Source organism: Streptomyces sp. NPDC053427, from assembly GCF_044544985.1.
GTDB lineage: Bacteria > Actinomycetota > Actinomycetes > Streptomycetales > Streptomycetaceae > Streptomyces.
Genome location: NZ_JBITYA010000009.1, coordinates 64,516 through 79,819, shown reverse-complemented (window position 1 = coordinate 79,819; position 15,304 = coordinate 64,516). Strand labels below are relative to the sequence as shown.

14 protein-coding genes are annotated in these 15,304 nt (G+C 72.8%); 8 read left to right on the top strand and 6 right to left on the bottom strand.

The window, feature by feature from the left end; all coding sequences use genetic code 11:
- Positions 1-34: 34 nt before the first annotated feature.
- From ACIGWZ_RS24920 to ACIGWZ_RS24910, 3 genes are all read left to right on the top strand, one after another.
- Entirely contained in the window at positions 35-1,516 is a 1,482-nt protein-coding gene (locus tag ACIGWZ_RS24920; RefSeq protein ID WP_400068742.1) for an aromatic amino acid ammonia-lyase, read from the top strand.
- Between the two features lie 197 nt (positions 1,517-1,713).
- Positions 1,714-2,610 (top strand): MurR/RpiR family transcriptional regulator, encoded by an 897-nt coding sequence (locus ACIGWZ_RS24915; RefSeq protein WP_400068185.1) that lies wholly within the window; start codon positions 1,714-1,716, stop codon positions 2,608-2,610.
- A 153-nt stretch (positions 2,611-2,763) separates the two neighbouring features.
- Positions 2,764-3,300, top strand: coding sequence for a hypothetical protein (locus ACIGWZ_RS24910; RefSeq protein WP_400068183.1), 537 nt, complete (start codon positions 2,764-2,766; stop codon positions 3,298-3,300).
- Positions 3,301-3,365: 65 nt separating this feature from the next.
- Here the strand turns inward: ACIGWZ_RS24910 and ACIGWZ_RS24905 are convergent, their stop codons facing one another.
- From ACIGWZ_RS24905 to ACIGWZ_RS24885, 5 genes are all read right to left on the bottom strand, one after another.
- Positions 3,366-4,910 (bottom strand): diaminopimelate decarboxylase, encoded by a 1,545-nt coding sequence (locus tag ACIGWZ_RS24905; RefSeq protein ID WP_400068181.1) that lies wholly within the window; start codon positions 4,908-4,910, stop codon positions 3,366-3,368.
- 86 nt (positions 4,911-4,996) lie between these two features.
- Positions 4,997-5,866, bottom strand: a complete 870-nt coding sequence (locus ACIGWZ_RS24900; protein ID WP_400068179.1) for an ABC transporter permease — start codon at positions 5,864-5,866, stop codon at positions 4,997-4,999.
- On the bottom strand, positions 5,863-6,834 hold the full coding sequence (locus tag ACIGWZ_RS24895; protein ID WP_400068177.1) for an ABC transporter ATP-binding protein: 972 nt from the start codon (positions 6,832-6,834) through the stop codon (positions 5,863-5,865). The genes ACIGWZ_RS24900 and ACIGWZ_RS24895 overlap by 4 nt, the downstream gene beginning before the upstream one ends.
- Complete coding sequence (locus ACIGWZ_RS24890) at positions 6,831-7,178, bottom strand: transcriptional regulator (protein ID WP_400068175.1); 348 nt, start codon at positions 7,176-7,178, stop codon at positions 6,831-6,833. The genes ACIGWZ_RS24895 and ACIGWZ_RS24890 overlap by 4 nt, the downstream gene beginning before the upstream one ends.
- Positions 7,175-7,663, bottom strand: a complete 489-nt coding sequence (locus ACIGWZ_RS24885) for a hypothetical protein (RefSeq protein ID WP_400068173.1) — start codon at positions 7,661-7,663, stop codon at positions 7,175-7,177. The genes ACIGWZ_RS24890 and ACIGWZ_RS24885 overlap by 4 nt, the downstream gene beginning before the upstream one ends.
- A gap of 279 nt (positions 7,664-7,942) precedes the next feature.
- Here ACIGWZ_RS24885 and hutU point away from each other — a divergent pair, with 279 nt between their 5' ends.
- The 4 genes from hutU to hutI are packed head-to-tail and all read left to right on the top strand — an operon-like array spanning position 7,943 to position 13,447.
- Positions 7,943-9,613: a urocanate hydratase gene (gene hutU / locus ACIGWZ_RS24880; RefSeq protein WP_400068171.1), complete on the top strand. Its 1,671-nt coding sequence runs from the start codon at positions 7,943-7,945 to the stop codon at positions 9,611-9,613.
- Positions 9,614-9,630: 17 nt separating this feature from the next.
- A complete protein-coding gene (locus tag ACIGWZ_RS24875) occupies positions 9,631-10,848 on the top strand; it encodes an allantoate amidohydrolase (RefSeq protein WP_400068740.1) in 1,218 nt (405 codons plus the stop codon).
- Positions 10,839-12,197 (top strand): formimidoylglutamate deiminase, encoded by a 1,359-nt coding sequence (locus tag ACIGWZ_RS24870; protein ID WP_400068169.1) that lies wholly within the window; start codon positions 10,839-10,841, stop codon positions 12,195-12,197. The genes ACIGWZ_RS24875 and ACIGWZ_RS24870 overlap by 10 nt, the downstream gene beginning before the upstream one ends.
- A gap of 59 nt (positions 12,198-12,256) precedes the next feature.
- A complete protein-coding gene (gene hutI, locus ACIGWZ_RS24865; RefSeq protein WP_400068167.1) occupies positions 12,257-13,447 on the top strand; it encodes an imidazolonepropionase in 1,191 nt (396 codons plus the stop codon).
- Positions 13,448-13,706: 259 nt separating this feature from the next.
- Here hutI and ACIGWZ_RS24860 read toward each other — a convergent pair whose 3' ends face one another.
- Positions 13,707-14,660, bottom strand: coding sequence for an RNA polymerase sigma factor SigF (locus ACIGWZ_RS24860; RefSeq protein ID WP_400068165.1), 954 nt, complete (start codon positions 14,658-14,660; stop codon positions 13,707-13,709).
- A gap of 260 nt (positions 14,661-14,920) precedes the next feature.
- Here ACIGWZ_RS24860 and ACIGWZ_RS24855 point away from each other — a divergent pair, with 260 nt between their 5' ends.
- On the top strand, positions 14,921-15,289 hold the full coding sequence (locus tag ACIGWZ_RS24855; protein ID WP_046927713.1) for an STAS domain-containing protein: 369 nt from the start codon (positions 14,921-14,923) through the stop codon (positions 15,287-15,289).
- Positions 15,290-15,304: the final 15 nt, after the last annotated feature.

Here is a 15,304-nt window from a genome sequence, read left to right as displayed (position 1 = left end):
TTATATGAGGGAGTTGAGCCCCTTGGTTTCTCACATGCTGGACAACGGCCGACGGGCCGGCCGGCACATCACACTCGACGGCACCGGTCTGGGCACCGCCGATGTCGCCGCCCTCGCGGACCGCACCGCGCACACCCAGGCCCCCGATCCCAAGGCCCTCGCGCTCGCCGAGGAATCCTGGGACACCGCCCGCCGCCTCGCCGCCACCGGCCGGGTCTACGGCCGCAGCACCGGCGTCGGAGCCAACCGTACGGAGGAGGTCGGGGCCGACGCCGAACACGGCCTGCGCCTGCTGCGCAGCCACGCCGGCGCGATCGGCGACCCGCTGCCGGCCCGCGAGGTCCGCGCCATGCTCGCCGTGCGCGCCAACCAGCTGCTCGCGGGCGGCGCCGGCCTGAACCCCGCCGTGATCACCTCCCTGCTCGCCGCCCTGGAATCCGGCGCGCACCCCGTCGTCAACGAACACGGCGCCGTCGGCACCGGCGACCTCGCCGCCCTCGCCCAGACCGGCCTCGCGCTGGCCGGCGAACACCCCTGGCACCGCGCCCCCGGCGGCCGGGTTCCCGCCCCCATCGCCCTCGACAACAACGACGCCCTCGCCCTCATCAGCAGCAACGCCCTCACCCTCGGCCAGTCCGCGCTCGCCCTCGACGAACTGCGCCGCCTGCTGGCCGCCTCCCTGCCCGTCGCCGCGCTCTCCCTCCTCGCGGTCGGCGGCTCCTACGAACCCTTCGCCGAACCGGTGATGCGCGCCCGCCCGCACCCCGGCTCCGCGGCCGCCGCGGAGCGTCTGCGCGGCCTCTCCGGCGTCCCGGACCGCCCCGCCCCGCCCCTGGGCCGCATCCAGGACCCCTACGGCTTCCGCTGCCTCCCTCAGATCCACGGCCCGGCACTCGACGCCGCCGACGCGCTGGACGCGATCCTGACGATCGAGGTGAACGCCGCCTCCGAGAACCCCCTCATCAGCATCGACGACCAGGCCGCCTACCACCACGGCAACTTCTACGCCGCGCACGCCGCCCTCTCCCTCGACGCCTTCCGCCTCGCCGTCCTCCAGACCGCCCGGCTCTCCACCGCCCGCCTCGCCGCCCTCTCCGAGCCGGACTTCACCCGTCTGCGGCCGTTCCTGGGCGACGCCGCCCCCGCCAGCTCCGGCGTCATGATCCTCGAATACGCGGCCGGCGCGGCCCTCGGCGAAATGCGTGCCGTCTCCCATCCGGCCTCCCTCGGCCACGCCGTCCTCTCCCGCGGAGTGGAGGAACAGGCCAGCTTCGCCTCCCTCGGCGCCCGCCAGACCCTGCGTGCGGCCACGTACTACCGTCAGGTCCTGGCCTGCGAACTGGTCGCCGCCGTACGGGCGTTGCGGATGCGTTCGCTGGAGCCCGAGCCGGGCCTGCCGCTCGCCACCGCCTATGCGCGCGCCGCCGAGGCGCTGGACCCGCGCATGGAGGACCGTCCGCTGACCGATGATGTGGCGGTGGCGGCGGGGCTGCTGGACGGGCTGGCGGAGGTGTGAGGCATGGCGGAGGCCGGGGCGGGCCAGGGATCACCTACCGTCCGCCGGTCCGTACAGTCGGTCCGTCCGTACCGTCGGCCGGCCCGTACAGCCGGCCGGTCCCTGCACCGGCCGACAGCGGTTCACACAGGACGCCGCACGGCACACGTCACGGCACAAGGTCACAAGGCCCCTTTCCGGGCCGGGAAGAAGAGGCGATGAGCGGGGACGGGGACAACGGCGGCGCGGGCGAGGGCACGCGTACGGGCACGGGCGCGGTCGACGCGGGCACCGCCGCCCGCCTGCAGAAGCTCTTCGAGGGGCACCGGCTGACGCCCACCCAGCGGCGGATCGCGCACTGCATGGTGCGGCGGGCCGCCGACGCGCCGTTCCTCTCCAGCGTCGAACTGGCCGAACTGGCCGGCGTCAGCCAGCCCTCCGTCACCCGTTTCGCCGTCGCGCTCGGCTTCGACGGCTACCCGGCGCTCCGCCGCCACCTCCGTGAGGTCGCGCCCGCGGAGAAACCCGACGACAGCGGCTCGTACAACGAGTACCAGCAGGCCGTCCAGGCGGAGATCGACAACCTCCGCCACCTGGCCGCCGCCCTCGCCGACCCGTCCCCGGTGATCGAGGCAGGCCGCCTCCTCGCCGCCTCCCGCCCGCTGCCGGTCCTCGGCCTGCGTGCCGCCGGCGCCCAGGCCGGGGGCTTCACGTACTTCGCCCGCAAGGTCCACCCCGACGTCCGTCTCCTGGACGAGGGCGGCACCCTGCTCACCGACCGCGTCGACGCCGCCGTCCGCGCCGGCGCGAGCGCCCTGCTCTGCTTCGCCCTGCCCCGGCACCCCCGCGAGGTCGTCGACGCCCTGGAATACGCCCGCGCGGCCGGCCTGACCATCGTCACGGTCGCCGACAGCGCCTTCGCCCCCGTTGCGCACCACACCGACCTCCTCCTCCCCGCCCCCGTCGGCACCGGCCTCGCCTTCGACACGGCCTGCGCCCCGATGCTGCTGGGCCGCGTCCTGCTGGAGGCGATGTGCGACTCCCTGCCGGACGCGCAGGCGCGGCTGGAGGAGTTCGATGCGAAGGCGGTGGCCAGGGGGTTGTTCGTGGAGTGAGGGGGGGCGGTCGTCCGTTTGGATGACGGAGGGTGATGTCGTCGCCCGGGTCCGGGCTGCGATAGGGGTGGGTCTGCCGCCGATGCCCGTGTCACGTCGGAATTCCCCGTTCAACGGGGTGCGTGGATCACTCTTCCGCCTAACATGTTGGTCATGTTCAAGTCAGGGGTGGGGTTCCTCGCGCTGTTCGGGCTCGGCTGGTGGCTGCTGGGCACCAGCGCATTCGGCGGGTGGGTGCGGCCGGTCGCGGTCGTAGCCGGCTGTGCCGCCACGATCGGGCTGATGCTCGCCGCACGTCACTTTCTTCCCGCGTCGGAAGGGGCGCCGTTCCCCGCCGACCGGCGCCGTCGCTTCCAGCAGATCAACGGCCTCCAGTGGCTGCTGATCATCGTCATCGGCGTGGTGTGCGGCCGCGCCGGGGTGCCGGTGCTCATCCCCCCGCTGGTCGCGGTGGTCGTGGGGCTCCACTTCCTGCCGCTGGCGGCGGTGTTCGAGCAGCCCCGGCTGCGCATACCGGCGGCCTTGCTGAGCGTGGCCGGGGCGGCGGGCATGACCGTGTGGGCCATGAACGGCCCGGACGAGACCGTGCGCCTCGTGGTGGGTCTCCTCTCCGCGCTCTCCCTCTGGGGCATGGCGGCCTGGACGGTCACGGGGGCGGCATCGGCTGCGGAGCGTGGCGTCCGGGCGTGAGGGCGCTGCGGGCCCCGTCCGCGCGTCGCACCGCGGACGGCACCGCCCCATGACCCGCCGTCACCTCACCTGGCGGGGCCGCCCGGTCCTGCGGCCGGGCCCTGGCCGAGACCGCGCAGCGCGTTCGTGTGGGCCCCGCCGCTCTCCGCGGTGAGTTCGGCCAGGGTCTGCGGGGTGCGGACGGTCGCGAAGCGGACGGTGCCGTCGGGGGCGGTGGCGTAGCCGTAAATGCCGGGGCGGGGGAGGGAGTTGTAGGCGAAATGGGTGGAGAAGTAGTAGGCGCCGGTGTCCAGGAGGGCGGCGTGGTCGCCGGACCGGAGGAGGGGGAGCGGGCGGTTCTCGGCGACGAGGTCGCCGGCGAAGCAGCACGGACCCGCGATGTCCTGGGCGACCGGCGGGCCGTCCTTGGGCAGTCCCTGCGCGTCGTAGGCGGCGACCCGGATCGGCCAGGCGTCGGGGACGAAGACCGTACGGGTGGCGACCTGGGCGCCGGCGTGCGTGACCGCGATGGGACGGCCGCCCGCCGACTTCGCGTACTCGACGCGGGCGACGACCGTGCCGTGCTTGGCCAGCAGCGAGCGGCCGAACTCGGTGACCAGCCCGTAGCGTCCGGACAGCACGCCCGGAACGGTCGAGCGGAGCAGCGCGGCGTACTCCCGGAAGGTGGGGGTGGCCTCGTCCGAGGCGAAGTTGACCGGGAGGCCGCCGCCGATGTCGAGGGTGTCGATCTGCCGTCGGCCGGCCCTCGCGTTGATCTCCTCGGCCAGCTGGTACAGCGCCGCCACCCCCGCCGCCATCAGCTCCAGCGGCATGCCCTGGGAGCCGACATGGGCGTGCAGCCGGGTCAGCCACGGGCGCTCCAGGCAGGCCCGCACGACCCAGTCGCGGGCGCCCTCGTCGCGTAGCCCCACGCCGAATTTCGAGGTGTCGGTGGCGGTGCTCATCGCGCCGATGCTGCCGCCGCCGATCTGCGGATTGACGCGGAGGCCGATCGGCGCGGAGGACGGCGCGGAGGCCATCAGGGCATCGATACGGGACAGCTCTTCGGGGTTGTCGGCGTTGACCGCGATGCCCAGCGCCAGGGCCTCGCGCAGCTCGGCGCGGGTCTTGGCGGGGGAGTCCAGCACCGTATGCGTGGCCGGCACCTGTGCGGCGCGGGCCAGCGCCAGCTCCCCGGGGCTGGCCACCTCGCAGCCGAGCCCCTCCTCGGCGAGCAGCCGCAGTACGGGCACGAGCGAGGCGGCCTTCACCGCGAAGGCGTGCAGCACCGGAGTGCCCGGTGCGGTGAACTCCTCGAAGACGGCGCGGAGTTCGGCCGCCGAGCGGCGGATCCCGGCGATGTCGAGCAGCCCGGCGACCGGCTCGGCCGGGCCGACCAGCCCCTCTGCGACGGCCGCCCGTACGGCGCGGTCCCGGCCGGTGCCGTCCGTGGCGCCGGTGGTGCAGGCGTCCGTGCCGGAGGTGGTGCACGCGTCCGTGCCGGAGGTGGTGGAGCCGTTCGTGCCGGAGGTCGCGGAGCCGTTCGTGGAACCGGGCACCGGACCGGGAACGGGTCCGGTCGCGGGCCCGGGCAGATGTCCTGGCACGGGGCCGTTGCGGGGACCTGTCATGGGCTCGTCCTTGGGGCCAACCATGAAGCAACTTCACCATCGGGCGGGGCGTCGCGCCATCGGATACGGCACGACGCCCCGTTCCGTTACGCCGCCGACCCGCTCAGCCCCGCCTTGCGGTGGCGCTCGGCCAGCCGGGAGCCGGACTCGCGGCGGGCGGCGCGGCGCAGCAGGGGTACGGCCAGAAGGAACCCGAGGACGGCCCAGGCGCTCAGTACCAGGGCGACCGTCGGCAGCTCCCAGGAGCCGGCCGGTTCCGCGACCCGAGCGGCGTCCGGCAGCAGCGCCGAGCGCACTCCCTGCGCCATCCACTTCAGCGGGAAGACGGAGGCTATGTTCTGCACCGGCACCGGCATTGCGGTGAGCGGGAACATCGCGCCCGAGGTGAACAGCAGCCCCATCACCGGCAGCATGAGCAATGCCAGCGCCTCGCGCGGATTGGGCAGTACGGCCCCGATGGCGGCGCCCAGCGGCACCACGGCCAGCAGCCCCAGCCCGGCCACCCACAGCAGCGTCAGCCAGCCGCCGGGATCGCGCGGCAGCGGTCCGTCCACCAGGAGCGCACCGGCCCCCAGCAGCACAACGAGCGTGCCGAGCGCCATGGCGACCACCAGCAGCGACTTGGCGACGAGATAGGCCGGTATGCCGCCGGGAGTGGCGCGCAGGCGCAGCAGGGCGCCCTCCTCCCGTTCGGTCACCAGGATCTGCGGGAGGTTGACCAGCCCGATCTGGAACAGCAGATAGGCGGCGAAGCCCGACAGGGTCAGATGGGCCATCGGGATGTGGGTGCCCGGCACGTTCTTGCTGAGGTTGGCCGCCAGCACCAGCGCGACGACCACGTTCGCCAGCTGGCCGGCCATCTCCTTGCGGTTGCGGAGGAAGTGGCGCAGCTCGATGCCGCCGCGCAGGAAACCGGCGCGCCAGTAGCGGCGGCGGAAGTGGTGGGTCTCGGTCATGCGGTGTGCTTCTCCCCGTTGTCGTTCCGGTCCTGGGACCCCTCGCCCCCGCCGTGCACCATGTGCAGATACGTGTCCTCCAGCGTCGGGCGGCGGACCTCCAGGCCGGCGATCGGGCCGCCGGTCTCCCGGTGGAGGTCCCAGACCAGCCGGGAGGGGTCTTCGGTGCGCTCGCGGCGGGCCGTGCCGTCGGCGGCCGTCCAGCGGACCTCGGCCCGCGCGGCGGCCTGGCGGGCCAGGTCCGCCGGGGTGCCGTGGGCCCGGATCCGGCCGCCGACCAGCACGGCTATCCGGTCGGCCAGCCGCTCGGCCTCCACCAGGTCGTGGGTGGTGAGCAGGACCGTGACGCCCTCCTCGCGGGCCAGCCGTTCGACCAGTACGTGGAAGCCGTGCCGCGCCTCGGGGTCGAATCCGGTGGTCGGCTCGTCCAGGAAGAGGAGCTCGGGGCGGCCGACGATGGCGAGCGCGACGTCCAGGCGGCGGCGCTGGCCACCGGACAGCTGGTCCACCTGCCGACCGGCCTGGTCGGTGAGGCCGACCAGGGCCAGAAGCTCGGCCGGGTCGCGCGGGTCGGGGTAGTACGCGGCGAAGTGGGCCAGGAGTTCCCCGACCCGCCAGCGGCGGTGGTCGCGCCAGGACTGCAGGACCAGTCCGATCCGGCCGCGCCAGGCGTCGCCGCCGCGCGCCGGGTCCGTCCCCAGGACGTGGACCTCACCGGCGGAACGCTGCCGGAAGCCCTCCAGGATCTCGACGGTGGTCGTCTTCCCGGCGCCGTTCGGCCCGAGCAGGGCGAAGATCTCGCCGCGGTCGATGTCCAGGTCGATGCCGTGCAGGACGTCGGTGGTGCCGTACGCCATGCGCAGGTCGCGCACCCGGATGACGGGTGGGGCGGACCCGGCCGGGCCGGCCGGCCGGGTGGCTGCGTCCGGCCCCGTGGGGCGTACGGTCGGGTGTTCGGTCGTTGTCATCGGCCCGCCTCCGCGTGGTCCTGCTGCCGCTCCCGCGCCACCGTGGCGGGTCCCGCGCCCTCGACGATCGCCCGTAGCGCCGCCACATGGCCCTCGAAGGCGGTCCGGCCGCGCTCCGTCAGCCGTACCTTCGTGCGGCGCTTGCGGCCTCCGCCCTCCTTGTGGATCTCCAGATACCCGGCCTCTTCCAGGGTGTGCAGCTGCTTGGAGAGCGCGGAGTCGCTGAGCGAGAGGCTCTCGCGGATGAACGCGAAGTCGGCCCATTCAGTGGCGGCGAGCAGCGCGACCACCGACAGCCGGGTGGACGGATGGATCAGCTCATCGAAGCCGGAGGGCGTGCTCATCGGCGCACCTCCAGCCGGCCGCGGACCGAGCCGGCGGCCCATCTGTTGGCCGGGCCGATGAACAGGACGAAGGCGCCGGCCGAGAGCGTGGCCTGCACGACGCTGCCCAGCGGCAGCTGGAGCCAGTCGACGAGCCGGCCGGAGAGCAGGACCGTCCCGCCGGTGACCGCCCCGCCCGCGACGAACGTGGCGACGCTCCGCCAGCCGTAGACCGAATGGTGCGCCCGCATCCGGCTCTTTCGGTTGGCGAAGACGGCCAGCGTCAGCAACAGGCCGACATACGCGACGAGGATCAGGACGAAACCCCACAGGGGCGGGTCGAACCCGAGGCTGGCCAGGAACACCCACATGATCGCCGCCGTGGTCCACGTCGTGCGGGTGCCGCCGAACGCGCACCGCTCGATCTCGTCGTACACCCGCTCCTGCGGCACCCGGATGCGTTGCAGATCCGCCCATGCCTGTTCGGCGTCCACCGGTGTGCTCATGATCATCGTCTCCCCGTGACGGTTCCGTGCGCCCGCGGCCGGCCCGGCCGTACGCTCGCTTCTACTTGCCTGATGGGAAAGTTAACCCCTGGCTTTCCCGTCGGGCAAGTCGACTCCCGCTCCTGTGGACAACTCCGTGCGGGCGAGGTCGTGGCCGGGGTGCGGTGGCCGGTACCTGCGGTTCGCGGAGCCGGGTTGCCGCGCCCTGTTGACTAGCGCTATTCAGCGACGTCAGTATGTGAATAGCTCAATCCATACGATGTCAGGGAGGCACGGCCCATGTCGGGACCGCGACCCGTGCGGGCACCGCGCGGTACGGAGCTGAGTGCTCGGGGATGGCAGCAGGAAGCCGCGCTGCGCATGCTGCAGAACAACCTCGACCCGGAGGTTGCCGAGCACCCGGACCAGCTCGTCGTCTACGGCGGTACGGGCAAGGCCGCCCGTGACTGGCGCTCCTTCGACGCCATGGTGCGCACGCTCACCACGCTCAAGCAGGACGAGACGATGCTCGTCCAGTCCGGCAGGCCGGTCGGCGTGATGCAGACGCACGAGTGGGCGCCGCGGGTGCTCATCGCCAACTCCAACCTCGTCGGCGACTGGGCCAACTGGGAGGAGTTCCGCCGCCTGGAGGCCCTCGGCCTGACCATGTACGGCCAGATGACGGCCGGTTCCTGGATCTACATCGGCACGCAGGGGATCCTCCAGGGCACGTACGAGACCTTCGCGGCCGTCGCGGCGAAGAAGTTCAACGGCACGCTCGCCGGGACGATCACCCTCACCGCCGGCCTCGGCGGCATGGGCGGCGCCCAGCCGCTCGCCGTCACCATGAACGACGGCGTCGCCCTCTGCATCGACTGCGACCCGCGGGCCATCGAGCGGCGGATCGAGCACCGCTACCTGGACGTGAAGGCGGACAGCCTCAAGCACGCCCTGGAACTCGCCGTCGAGGCCCGTGACCAGCGCAAGCCGCTGTCCATCGGCCTCCTCGGCAACGCCGCGGAACTGCTGCCGCAGATGCTCGCCGAGGGCGCGCCGATCGACATCGTCACCGACCAGACCAGCGCGCACGACCCGCTCGCCTACCTGCCCGTCGGCATCGACTTCGCCGATATGGCCGCCTACGCGGCCGAGAAGCCCGCCGACTTCACCCAGCGGGCCCGCGAGTCGATGGCCCGGCACGTCGAGGCCATGGTCGGCTTCATGGACGCCGGCGCCGAGGTCTTCGACTACGGCAACTCCATCCGCGGCGAGGCCCAACTCGCCGGATACGAGCGCGCCTTCGCCTTCCCCGGATTCGTCCCCGCCTACATCCGGCCACTGTTCGCCGAGGGCAAGGGACCGTTCCGCTGGGCCGCGCTGTCCGGCGACGCCCGCGACATCGCCGCCACCGACAAGGCGATCCTGGACCTCTTCCCGGAGAACGAGTCGCTCGCCCGCTGGATCAAGCTGGCGGGGGAGCGGGTCCACTTCCAGGGCCTGCCCGCCCGCATCTGCTGGCTCGGCTACGGCGAACGCGACAAGGCCGGCGAGCGGTTCAACGAGATGGTCGCCGACGGCACCCTGCGCGCGCCGCTGGCCATCGGCCGCGACCACCTCGACTGCGGCTCGGTCGCCTCCCCCTACCGCGAGACCGAGGCCATGAAGGACGGCTCGGACGCCATCGCCGACTGGCCGCTGCTCAACGCCATGGTCAACGTCGCCTCCGGCGCCTCCTGGGTCTCGCTGCACCACGGCGGCGGCGTCGGCATGGGCCGCTCGATCCACGCCGGCCAGGTCACCGTCGCCGACGGCACCCCGCTGGCGGGCGAGAAGATCCGCCGGGTGCTGACGAACGACCCGGGCATGGGCGTCATCCGCCACGTCGACGCGGGCTACGAGCGCGCCGAGGAAGTGGCCGCCGAGCGCGGTGTCCGTATCCCGATGAGCGAGGGCGAAGGCGAGGGCGCGTGACCGCCTCGTTCCACGAGATGTGGGAGGAGTTGCGGCCGATCGGGCGCAACTCCTCCTCCGGGGGCTACCGCCGCTACGCCTGGACCGCCGCCGACACGGACTGCCGCGCGTGGTTCAAGGCGCAGGCCGAGGCCCGCGGGCTCGCCTACGAACTGGACCGCAACGGCAACCAGTGGGCGTGGCTCGGGGCGGCGACCTACCAGGACGTGGCCCTCGGCGACGCCGTCGTCACCGGCTCGCACCTGGACTCCGTACCGGACGGCGGCGCCTTCGACGGCCCGCTCGGCGTGGTCTCCTCCTTCGCCGCACTGGACGAACTCCGGCGGCGGGGAGCGGAGTTCGCCAAGCCGCTGGCCGTCGTCAACTTCGGCGACGAGGAAGGCGCCCGCTTCGGCCTGGCCTGCGTCGGCTCCCGGCTGGCCGCCGGCGCGCTGACCACCGAGGCCGCGCACCGGCTGCGCGACGGCGACGGCGTCACCCTGCCGCAGGCCATGGAGCGCGCCGGATACGACCCCGAGGCCATCGGCCCGGACCCCGAACGGCTCGCCAGGATCGGCGCGTTCGTCGAGCTCCACGTCGAGCAGGGGCGCGCCCTCGACCTCTCCGGCGACCCGGTCGGCATCGCCTCCGCCATCTGGCCGCACGGCCGCTGGCGGTTCGACTTCCACGGCGAGGCCAACCACGCCGGGACGACCCGCCTCGAGGACCGCCGCGACCCGATGCTCACCTACGCCGCGACCGTGCTCGCCGCCCGCGAGCAGGCCCGGCTGGCCGGCGCCCTGGCCACCTTCGGGAAGATCAGCGTGGAGCCGAACGGCGTCAACGCGATTCCCTCGCTGGTCAGAGGCTGGCTGGACTCCCGAGCCGCCGACCAGGACACCCTGGACACCGTGATCGAGGGAATCGAGCGGGCGGCCGCCGAACGCGCCGCACGCGACGGAGTGGACCTGACCGTCGTCCGCGAATCCTTCACCCCCGTCGTGGAGTTCCAGCACGCCCTGCGGGACGAGCTGGGCGCCATCCTCGGCAAGGCGGGAGAGCGGCCCGTGCCCGTCCTGGGCACCGGCGCGGGACACGACGCCGGTATTTTGTCCGGGACCCTCCCCACGGCCATGCTGTTCGTACGCAATCCCACCGGCGTCTCGCACTCGCCCGCCGAAACGGCGGCCGAGGACGACTGCGTCGCCGGGGTCACCGCACTCGCCGACGTACTGGAGGGGCTGGCGTGCCGCTGACACCGCAGACAGCACCGGTCACGTACTGGCTCGAACACGCCTGGCTGGGCACCCATGTCGAGCCGAGCGTCGCCGTGGACGTGGCGGACGGGCGGATCGCGGCCGTCCGCACCGGCGTCGCGAGCCCCCCGCCCGGCGCCGTCGCGCTGCGCGGCCTGACGCTCCCCGGCCTCGCCAACGCCCACTCCCACGCCTTCCACCGCGCCCTGCGCGGCACCGTCCAGGTCGGCTCCGGCACCTTCTGGACCTGGCGCGAGACCATGTACAGCGTCGCCGACCGGCTCACCCCCGACACCTATTTCGCCCTCGCCCGCGCCGTCTACGCCGAGATGGCGCTGGCCGGCATCACCTGCGTCGGCGAATTCCACTACCTCCACCACGCGCCCGGCGGCGCCCGCTACGCCGACCCCAACGCCATGGGCGAGGCGCTGCTCGCGGCCGCCGCGGACGCCGGAATCCGGATCACCCTCCTCGACACCGCCTATCTCTCCGCCGGCTTCGGTACCCCGCCCAACCACCACCAGCTGCGCTTCTCCGACGGCACCGCCGAGGCCTGGGCCCAGCGCGCCGACGCCCTCAAGGACGGCCCCGAGCACGCCCGGATCGGCGCCGCCCTCCACTCCGTACGCGCCGTCCCGGCCGACCAGCTGACCACCGTCGCCGACTGGGCCCGCGCCCGGCAGGCCCCCCTGCACGTCCATCTCTCCGAGCAGACCGCCGAGAACGACGCCTGCCGCGACGCGCACGGCCGCACCCCCACCCAGCTGCTGTCCGACCACGGCGTGCTGGGCCCCCGCACCACCGCCGTGCACGCCACCCACCTCACCCCCGAGGACATCGGCCTGCTCGGCGGCACCGGCACCGGCGTCTGCATGTGCCCGACCACCGAACGCGACCTCGCCGACGGCATCGGCCCGGCCCCCCGGCTCCAGGCCCACGGCAGCCCGCTGTCCCTCGGCAGCGACAGCCACGCCGTCATCGACCTGCTCGAAGAGGCCCGCGCCATGGAGCTCGACGAACGGCTGCGCACCCGCACCCGCGGGCACTGGACGGCCGCCGCGCTGCTGCGCGCCGCGACCGCCGACGGTCACGCAGCCCTGGGCTGGGACGACGCCGGCGCCATCGAGACCGGCGCGCTCGCCGACCTCACCACGATCGCGCTGGATTCCGTCCGCACCGCAGGACCACCGCCCCGGCTGGGCGCCGAGACGGCCGTATTCGCCGCCTCCGCCGCGGATGTGCGGCACACGATCGTGGGCGGCCGTCAGATCGTCCGGGACGGCGCCCACACGCGCGTGTCCGACGTGCCCGCCGCGCTCGCCGCATCCATCGCCGCCGTACGCGGCTGACCCCCGCCCGCCAGACGCCGGCCCCGTGCCGCCGGCGGCCGAAGGAGAACACCCCCGCGATGACGACCGACACCACGGCCTCCGCGCCCACCACCGCCATCACCCACATCGGCCAGCTCGTCACCAACGACCCCTCCCTCGGCGAAGGCCCCCTCGGCCTGATCCAGGACGCGGCGGTCGTCTTCGACGGCGACCGCATCGCCTGGGTCGGTGAATCAAGCAAAGCACCCGCCACCGACAACGCCGTCGACGCGGCCGGCCGGGCCGGTATCCCCGGCTTCGTCGACTCCCACTCCCACCTGGTCTTCGCCGGCGACCGCACCGCCGAATTCAACGCCCGGATGTCCGGCCGCCCTTACTCCGCCGGCGGCATCCGCACCACCGTCGCCGCCACCCGCGCCGCCACCGACCAGGCCCTGCACGCCAACGTCGCCCGCTACCTCGCCGAGGGACTCCGCCAGGGCACCACCACCCAGGAGACCAAGTCCGGTTACGGCCTCACCGTCGAGGACGAGGCCCGCGCGCTGCGCATCGCCGCCGAGCACACCGACGAGGTCACCTTCCTCGGCGCCCATATCGTCTCGCCCGACTACGCCGACGACCCGGCCGGCTACGTCGACCTCGTCACCGGCCCGATGCTGGACGCCTGCGCCCCGCACGCCCGCTGGGTCGACGTCTTCTGCGAGAAGGGTGCCTTCGACGCCGACCAGGCCCGCGCCGTCCTCACCGCGGGCCAGGCCAAGGGCCTGATCCCCCGGGTCCACGCCAACCAGCTCGGCCACGGCCCCGGCGTCCAGCTCGCCGTCGAACTCGGTGCCGCCTCCGCCGACCACTGCACCCACCTCACCTACGCCGACATCGACGCCCTCGCCCAGTCCGACACCGTCGCCACCCTCCTCCCCGGCGCCGAGTTCTCCACCCGCGCCTCCTGGCCCGACGCCCGCCCGCTGCTCGACGCCGGTGCCACCGTCGCCCTGTCCACCGACTGCAACCCCGGCTCGTCCTTCACCAGTTCCATGCCGTTCTGCATCGCGCTGGCCGTCCGCGACATGGGCATGACCCCCGACGAGGCCGTCTGGTCCGCCACCGCGGGCGGCGCCCGCGCGCTGCGCCGCACCGACGTCGGCCGGATCACCCCCGGCGCCCGCGCCGACCTCGCCCTCCTCGACGCCCCCTCGCACGTCCACCTCGCCTACCGGCCGGGCGTACCGCTCGTATCCGCCGTATGGCACAAGGGAGTTCTCGTCTGAGCGGCCCCGGAGGCCGGACGCCGGACCGCGATCGTCGGACCCTGCTGCCACGATGACTGCGTGCGCAGCGGTAGCTGAGCGAGCACGGCTACCAGGGCGCTTCCGACGGATCTCCGCGGCGTCGCGACGAGATCCGTCAGAAGCGCCCTGGGCCCTTCCGGCAGCAGAGGAGGGCCCGTCCCGAGAATCCCTCGGGCCAGGCCCTCCTCTGCGCGGGCGGCTGCCGGCCGCAACGGACCGGCGGTGCGACCGCGGGCGGTCACTCCTCGACCATCAGGCCCTTGCGGAGCCGGCCGAGCGTGCGCGAGAGCAGTCTGGAGACGTGCATCTGAGAGATGTTCAGCTCCTCGCCGATCTCGGACTGCGTCATATTGGCCACGAAGCGCAGCGACAGGATCTTGCGGTCGCGCGGCGGGAGTTCGGCGATCAGCGGCTTGAGCGATTCGACGTACTCGATGCCTTCGAGGCCGTTGTCCTCGTAGCCGATGCGGTCCGCCAGCGCGCCTTCGCTGTCGTCCTCCTCGGGCTGGGCGTCCAGCGAGCTCGCGGTGTAGGCGTTGCTCGCGGCCATCCCTTCCACGACCTCGTCCTTGGTGATGTCGAGGCGTTCGGCGAGCTCGCTCACCGTGGGGGCGCGGTCCAGCTTCTGCGCCAGTTCGTCGCCCGCCTTGGCGAGATCCAGCCGCAGTTCCTGCAGGCGCCTCGGTACGCGCACCGACCAACTGGTGTCGCGGAAGAAGCGCTTGATCTCGCCGACGATGGTCGGCATGGCGAACGTCGGGAACTCGACGCCGCGGCTCAGTTCGAAGCGGTCTATCGCCTTGATCAGGCCGATCGTGCCGACCTGGACGATGTCCTCCATGGGCTCGCTGCGGGAGCGGAACCGGGAGGCCGCGAACTTCACCAGGGCGAGGTTGAGCTCGACCAGGGTGTTACGGACGTACGCATATTCGTGCGTGCCTTCTTCGAGCTTTTCCAGCCGCTCGAAGAGGGTCTTGGACAGTGCCCGCGCATCTACCGGGCCCACCTCGTCGAACGGCGGGATTTCCGGCAGACCGTCGATTTCGGGCATTCCCGCCGGATCGGATTCAGCAGGGATCGACTGGGCAGGGGGCGACTGGGAAGGGATGTGCCCCGTCGGTTCGGACGAGGGTGTCGACGAGGTGTGCTGCCGGGTGTCGTCGGTGCGCAGTTCGTCGAGCCGGGGTGACATGTGTCCTCCATCGTTCTCGGCATATGGCTGCCGAAGCCTCTACGTGAAGCTGCGGTGTGCGGCGCCTCCAAAGCCGGCCGTTTCGAATGTGTCTCCATCTACGCCTACCTGGCTTTGCATGAAGATGGCAAGTGCGTGTTGTCCATATCTCGGGCTATATGGCGATTGTTCGGCTACCCCTGTGTGATGCGAGGGCGTAGTCTTCGACCAGCGCAGTCATAAGCAATCAGACGCCGAGACAGCAAGAGGGGTGCGCGCGCATGGACCGCGGGACGGTCGGCAGTGCAAGCCGGGGTCGGCTGCATGTCGCGATCCGGCATCACGGCGCCAGCGCGGTCGTGACCGCCGCCGGTGAGCTCGATCACCACACCGCAGATCTGTTGCGTGAGTCACTGGAGGGGTGCGTGGACGATGGGTATGCACGCCTGGTGGTGGACTGCTCACCGCTTGAATTCATGGACTCCACCGGACTCAATGTGCTGCTCGGCGCCCGCTTGAAAGCGGAGGCCGCGGGGGGCGGGGTCCATCTGGCCGGGATGCAGCCGGTCGTTGCCCGGGTCTTCGAGATCACCGGCGCGGAAGCGGTCTTCACCGTGCATGACTCGCTCGACGCGGCACTGGCCGACTGACGTGACGACAGTGCC

Excerpts from the sequence above, each read along its gene's own strand:
- ACIGWZ_RS24885 (WP_400068173.1), bottom strand. The coding sequence starts at position 7,663 with ATGAGCACACCGGTGGACGCCGAACAGGCATGGGCGGATCTGCAACGC.
- ACIGWZ_RS24905 (WP_400068181.1), bottom strand. The coding sequence starts at position 4,910 with ATGACAGGTCCCCGCAACGGCCCCGTGCCAGGACATCTGCCCGGGCCC.
- ACIGWZ_RS24920 (WP_400068742.1), top strand. The coding sequence starts at position 35 with ATGCTGGACAACGGCCGACGGGCCGGCCGGCACATCACACTCGACGGC.
- ACIGWZ_RS24875 (WP_400068740.1), top strand. The coding sequence starts at position 9,631 with ATGTGGGAGGAGTTGCGGCCGATCGGGCGCAACTCCTCCTCCGGGGGC.
- ACIGWZ_RS24900 (WP_400068179.1), bottom strand. The coding sequence starts at position 5,866 with ATGACCGAGACCCACCACTTCCGCCGCCGCTACTGGCGCGCCGGTTTC.
- ACIGWZ_RS24895 (WP_400068177.1), bottom strand. The coding sequence starts at position 6,834 with ATGACAACGACCGAACACCCGACCGTACGCCCCACGGGGCCGGACGCA.
- ACIGWZ_RS24890 (WP_400068175.1), bottom strand. The coding sequence starts at position 7,178 with ATGAGCACGCCCTCCGGCTTCGATGAGCTGATCCATCCGTCCACCCGG.
- ACIGWZ_RS24860 (WP_400068165.1), bottom strand. The coding sequence starts at position 14,660 with ATGTCACCCCGGCTCGACGAACTGCGCACCGACGACACCCGGCAGCAC.
- ACIGWZ_RS24915 (WP_400068185.1), top strand. The coding sequence starts at position 1,714 with ATGAGCGGGGACGGGGACAACGGCGGCGCGGGCGAGGGCACGCGTACG.
- ACIGWZ_RS24855 (WP_046927713.1), top strand. The coding sequence starts at position 14,921 with ATGGACCGCGGGACGGTCGGCAGTGCAAGCCGGGGTCGGCTGCATGTC.
- ACIGWZ_RS24910 (WP_400068183.1), top strand. The coding sequence starts at position 2,764 with ATGTTCAAGTCAGGGGTGGGGTTCCTCGCGCTGTTCGGGCTCGGCTGG.
- hutI (WP_400068167.1), top strand. The coding sequence starts at position 12,257 with ATGACGACCGACACCACGGCCTCCGCGCCCACCACCGCCATCACCCAC.
- hutU (WP_400068171.1), top strand. The coding sequence starts at position 7,943 with ATGTCGGGACCGCGACCCGTGCGGGCACCGCGCGGTACGGAGCTGAGT.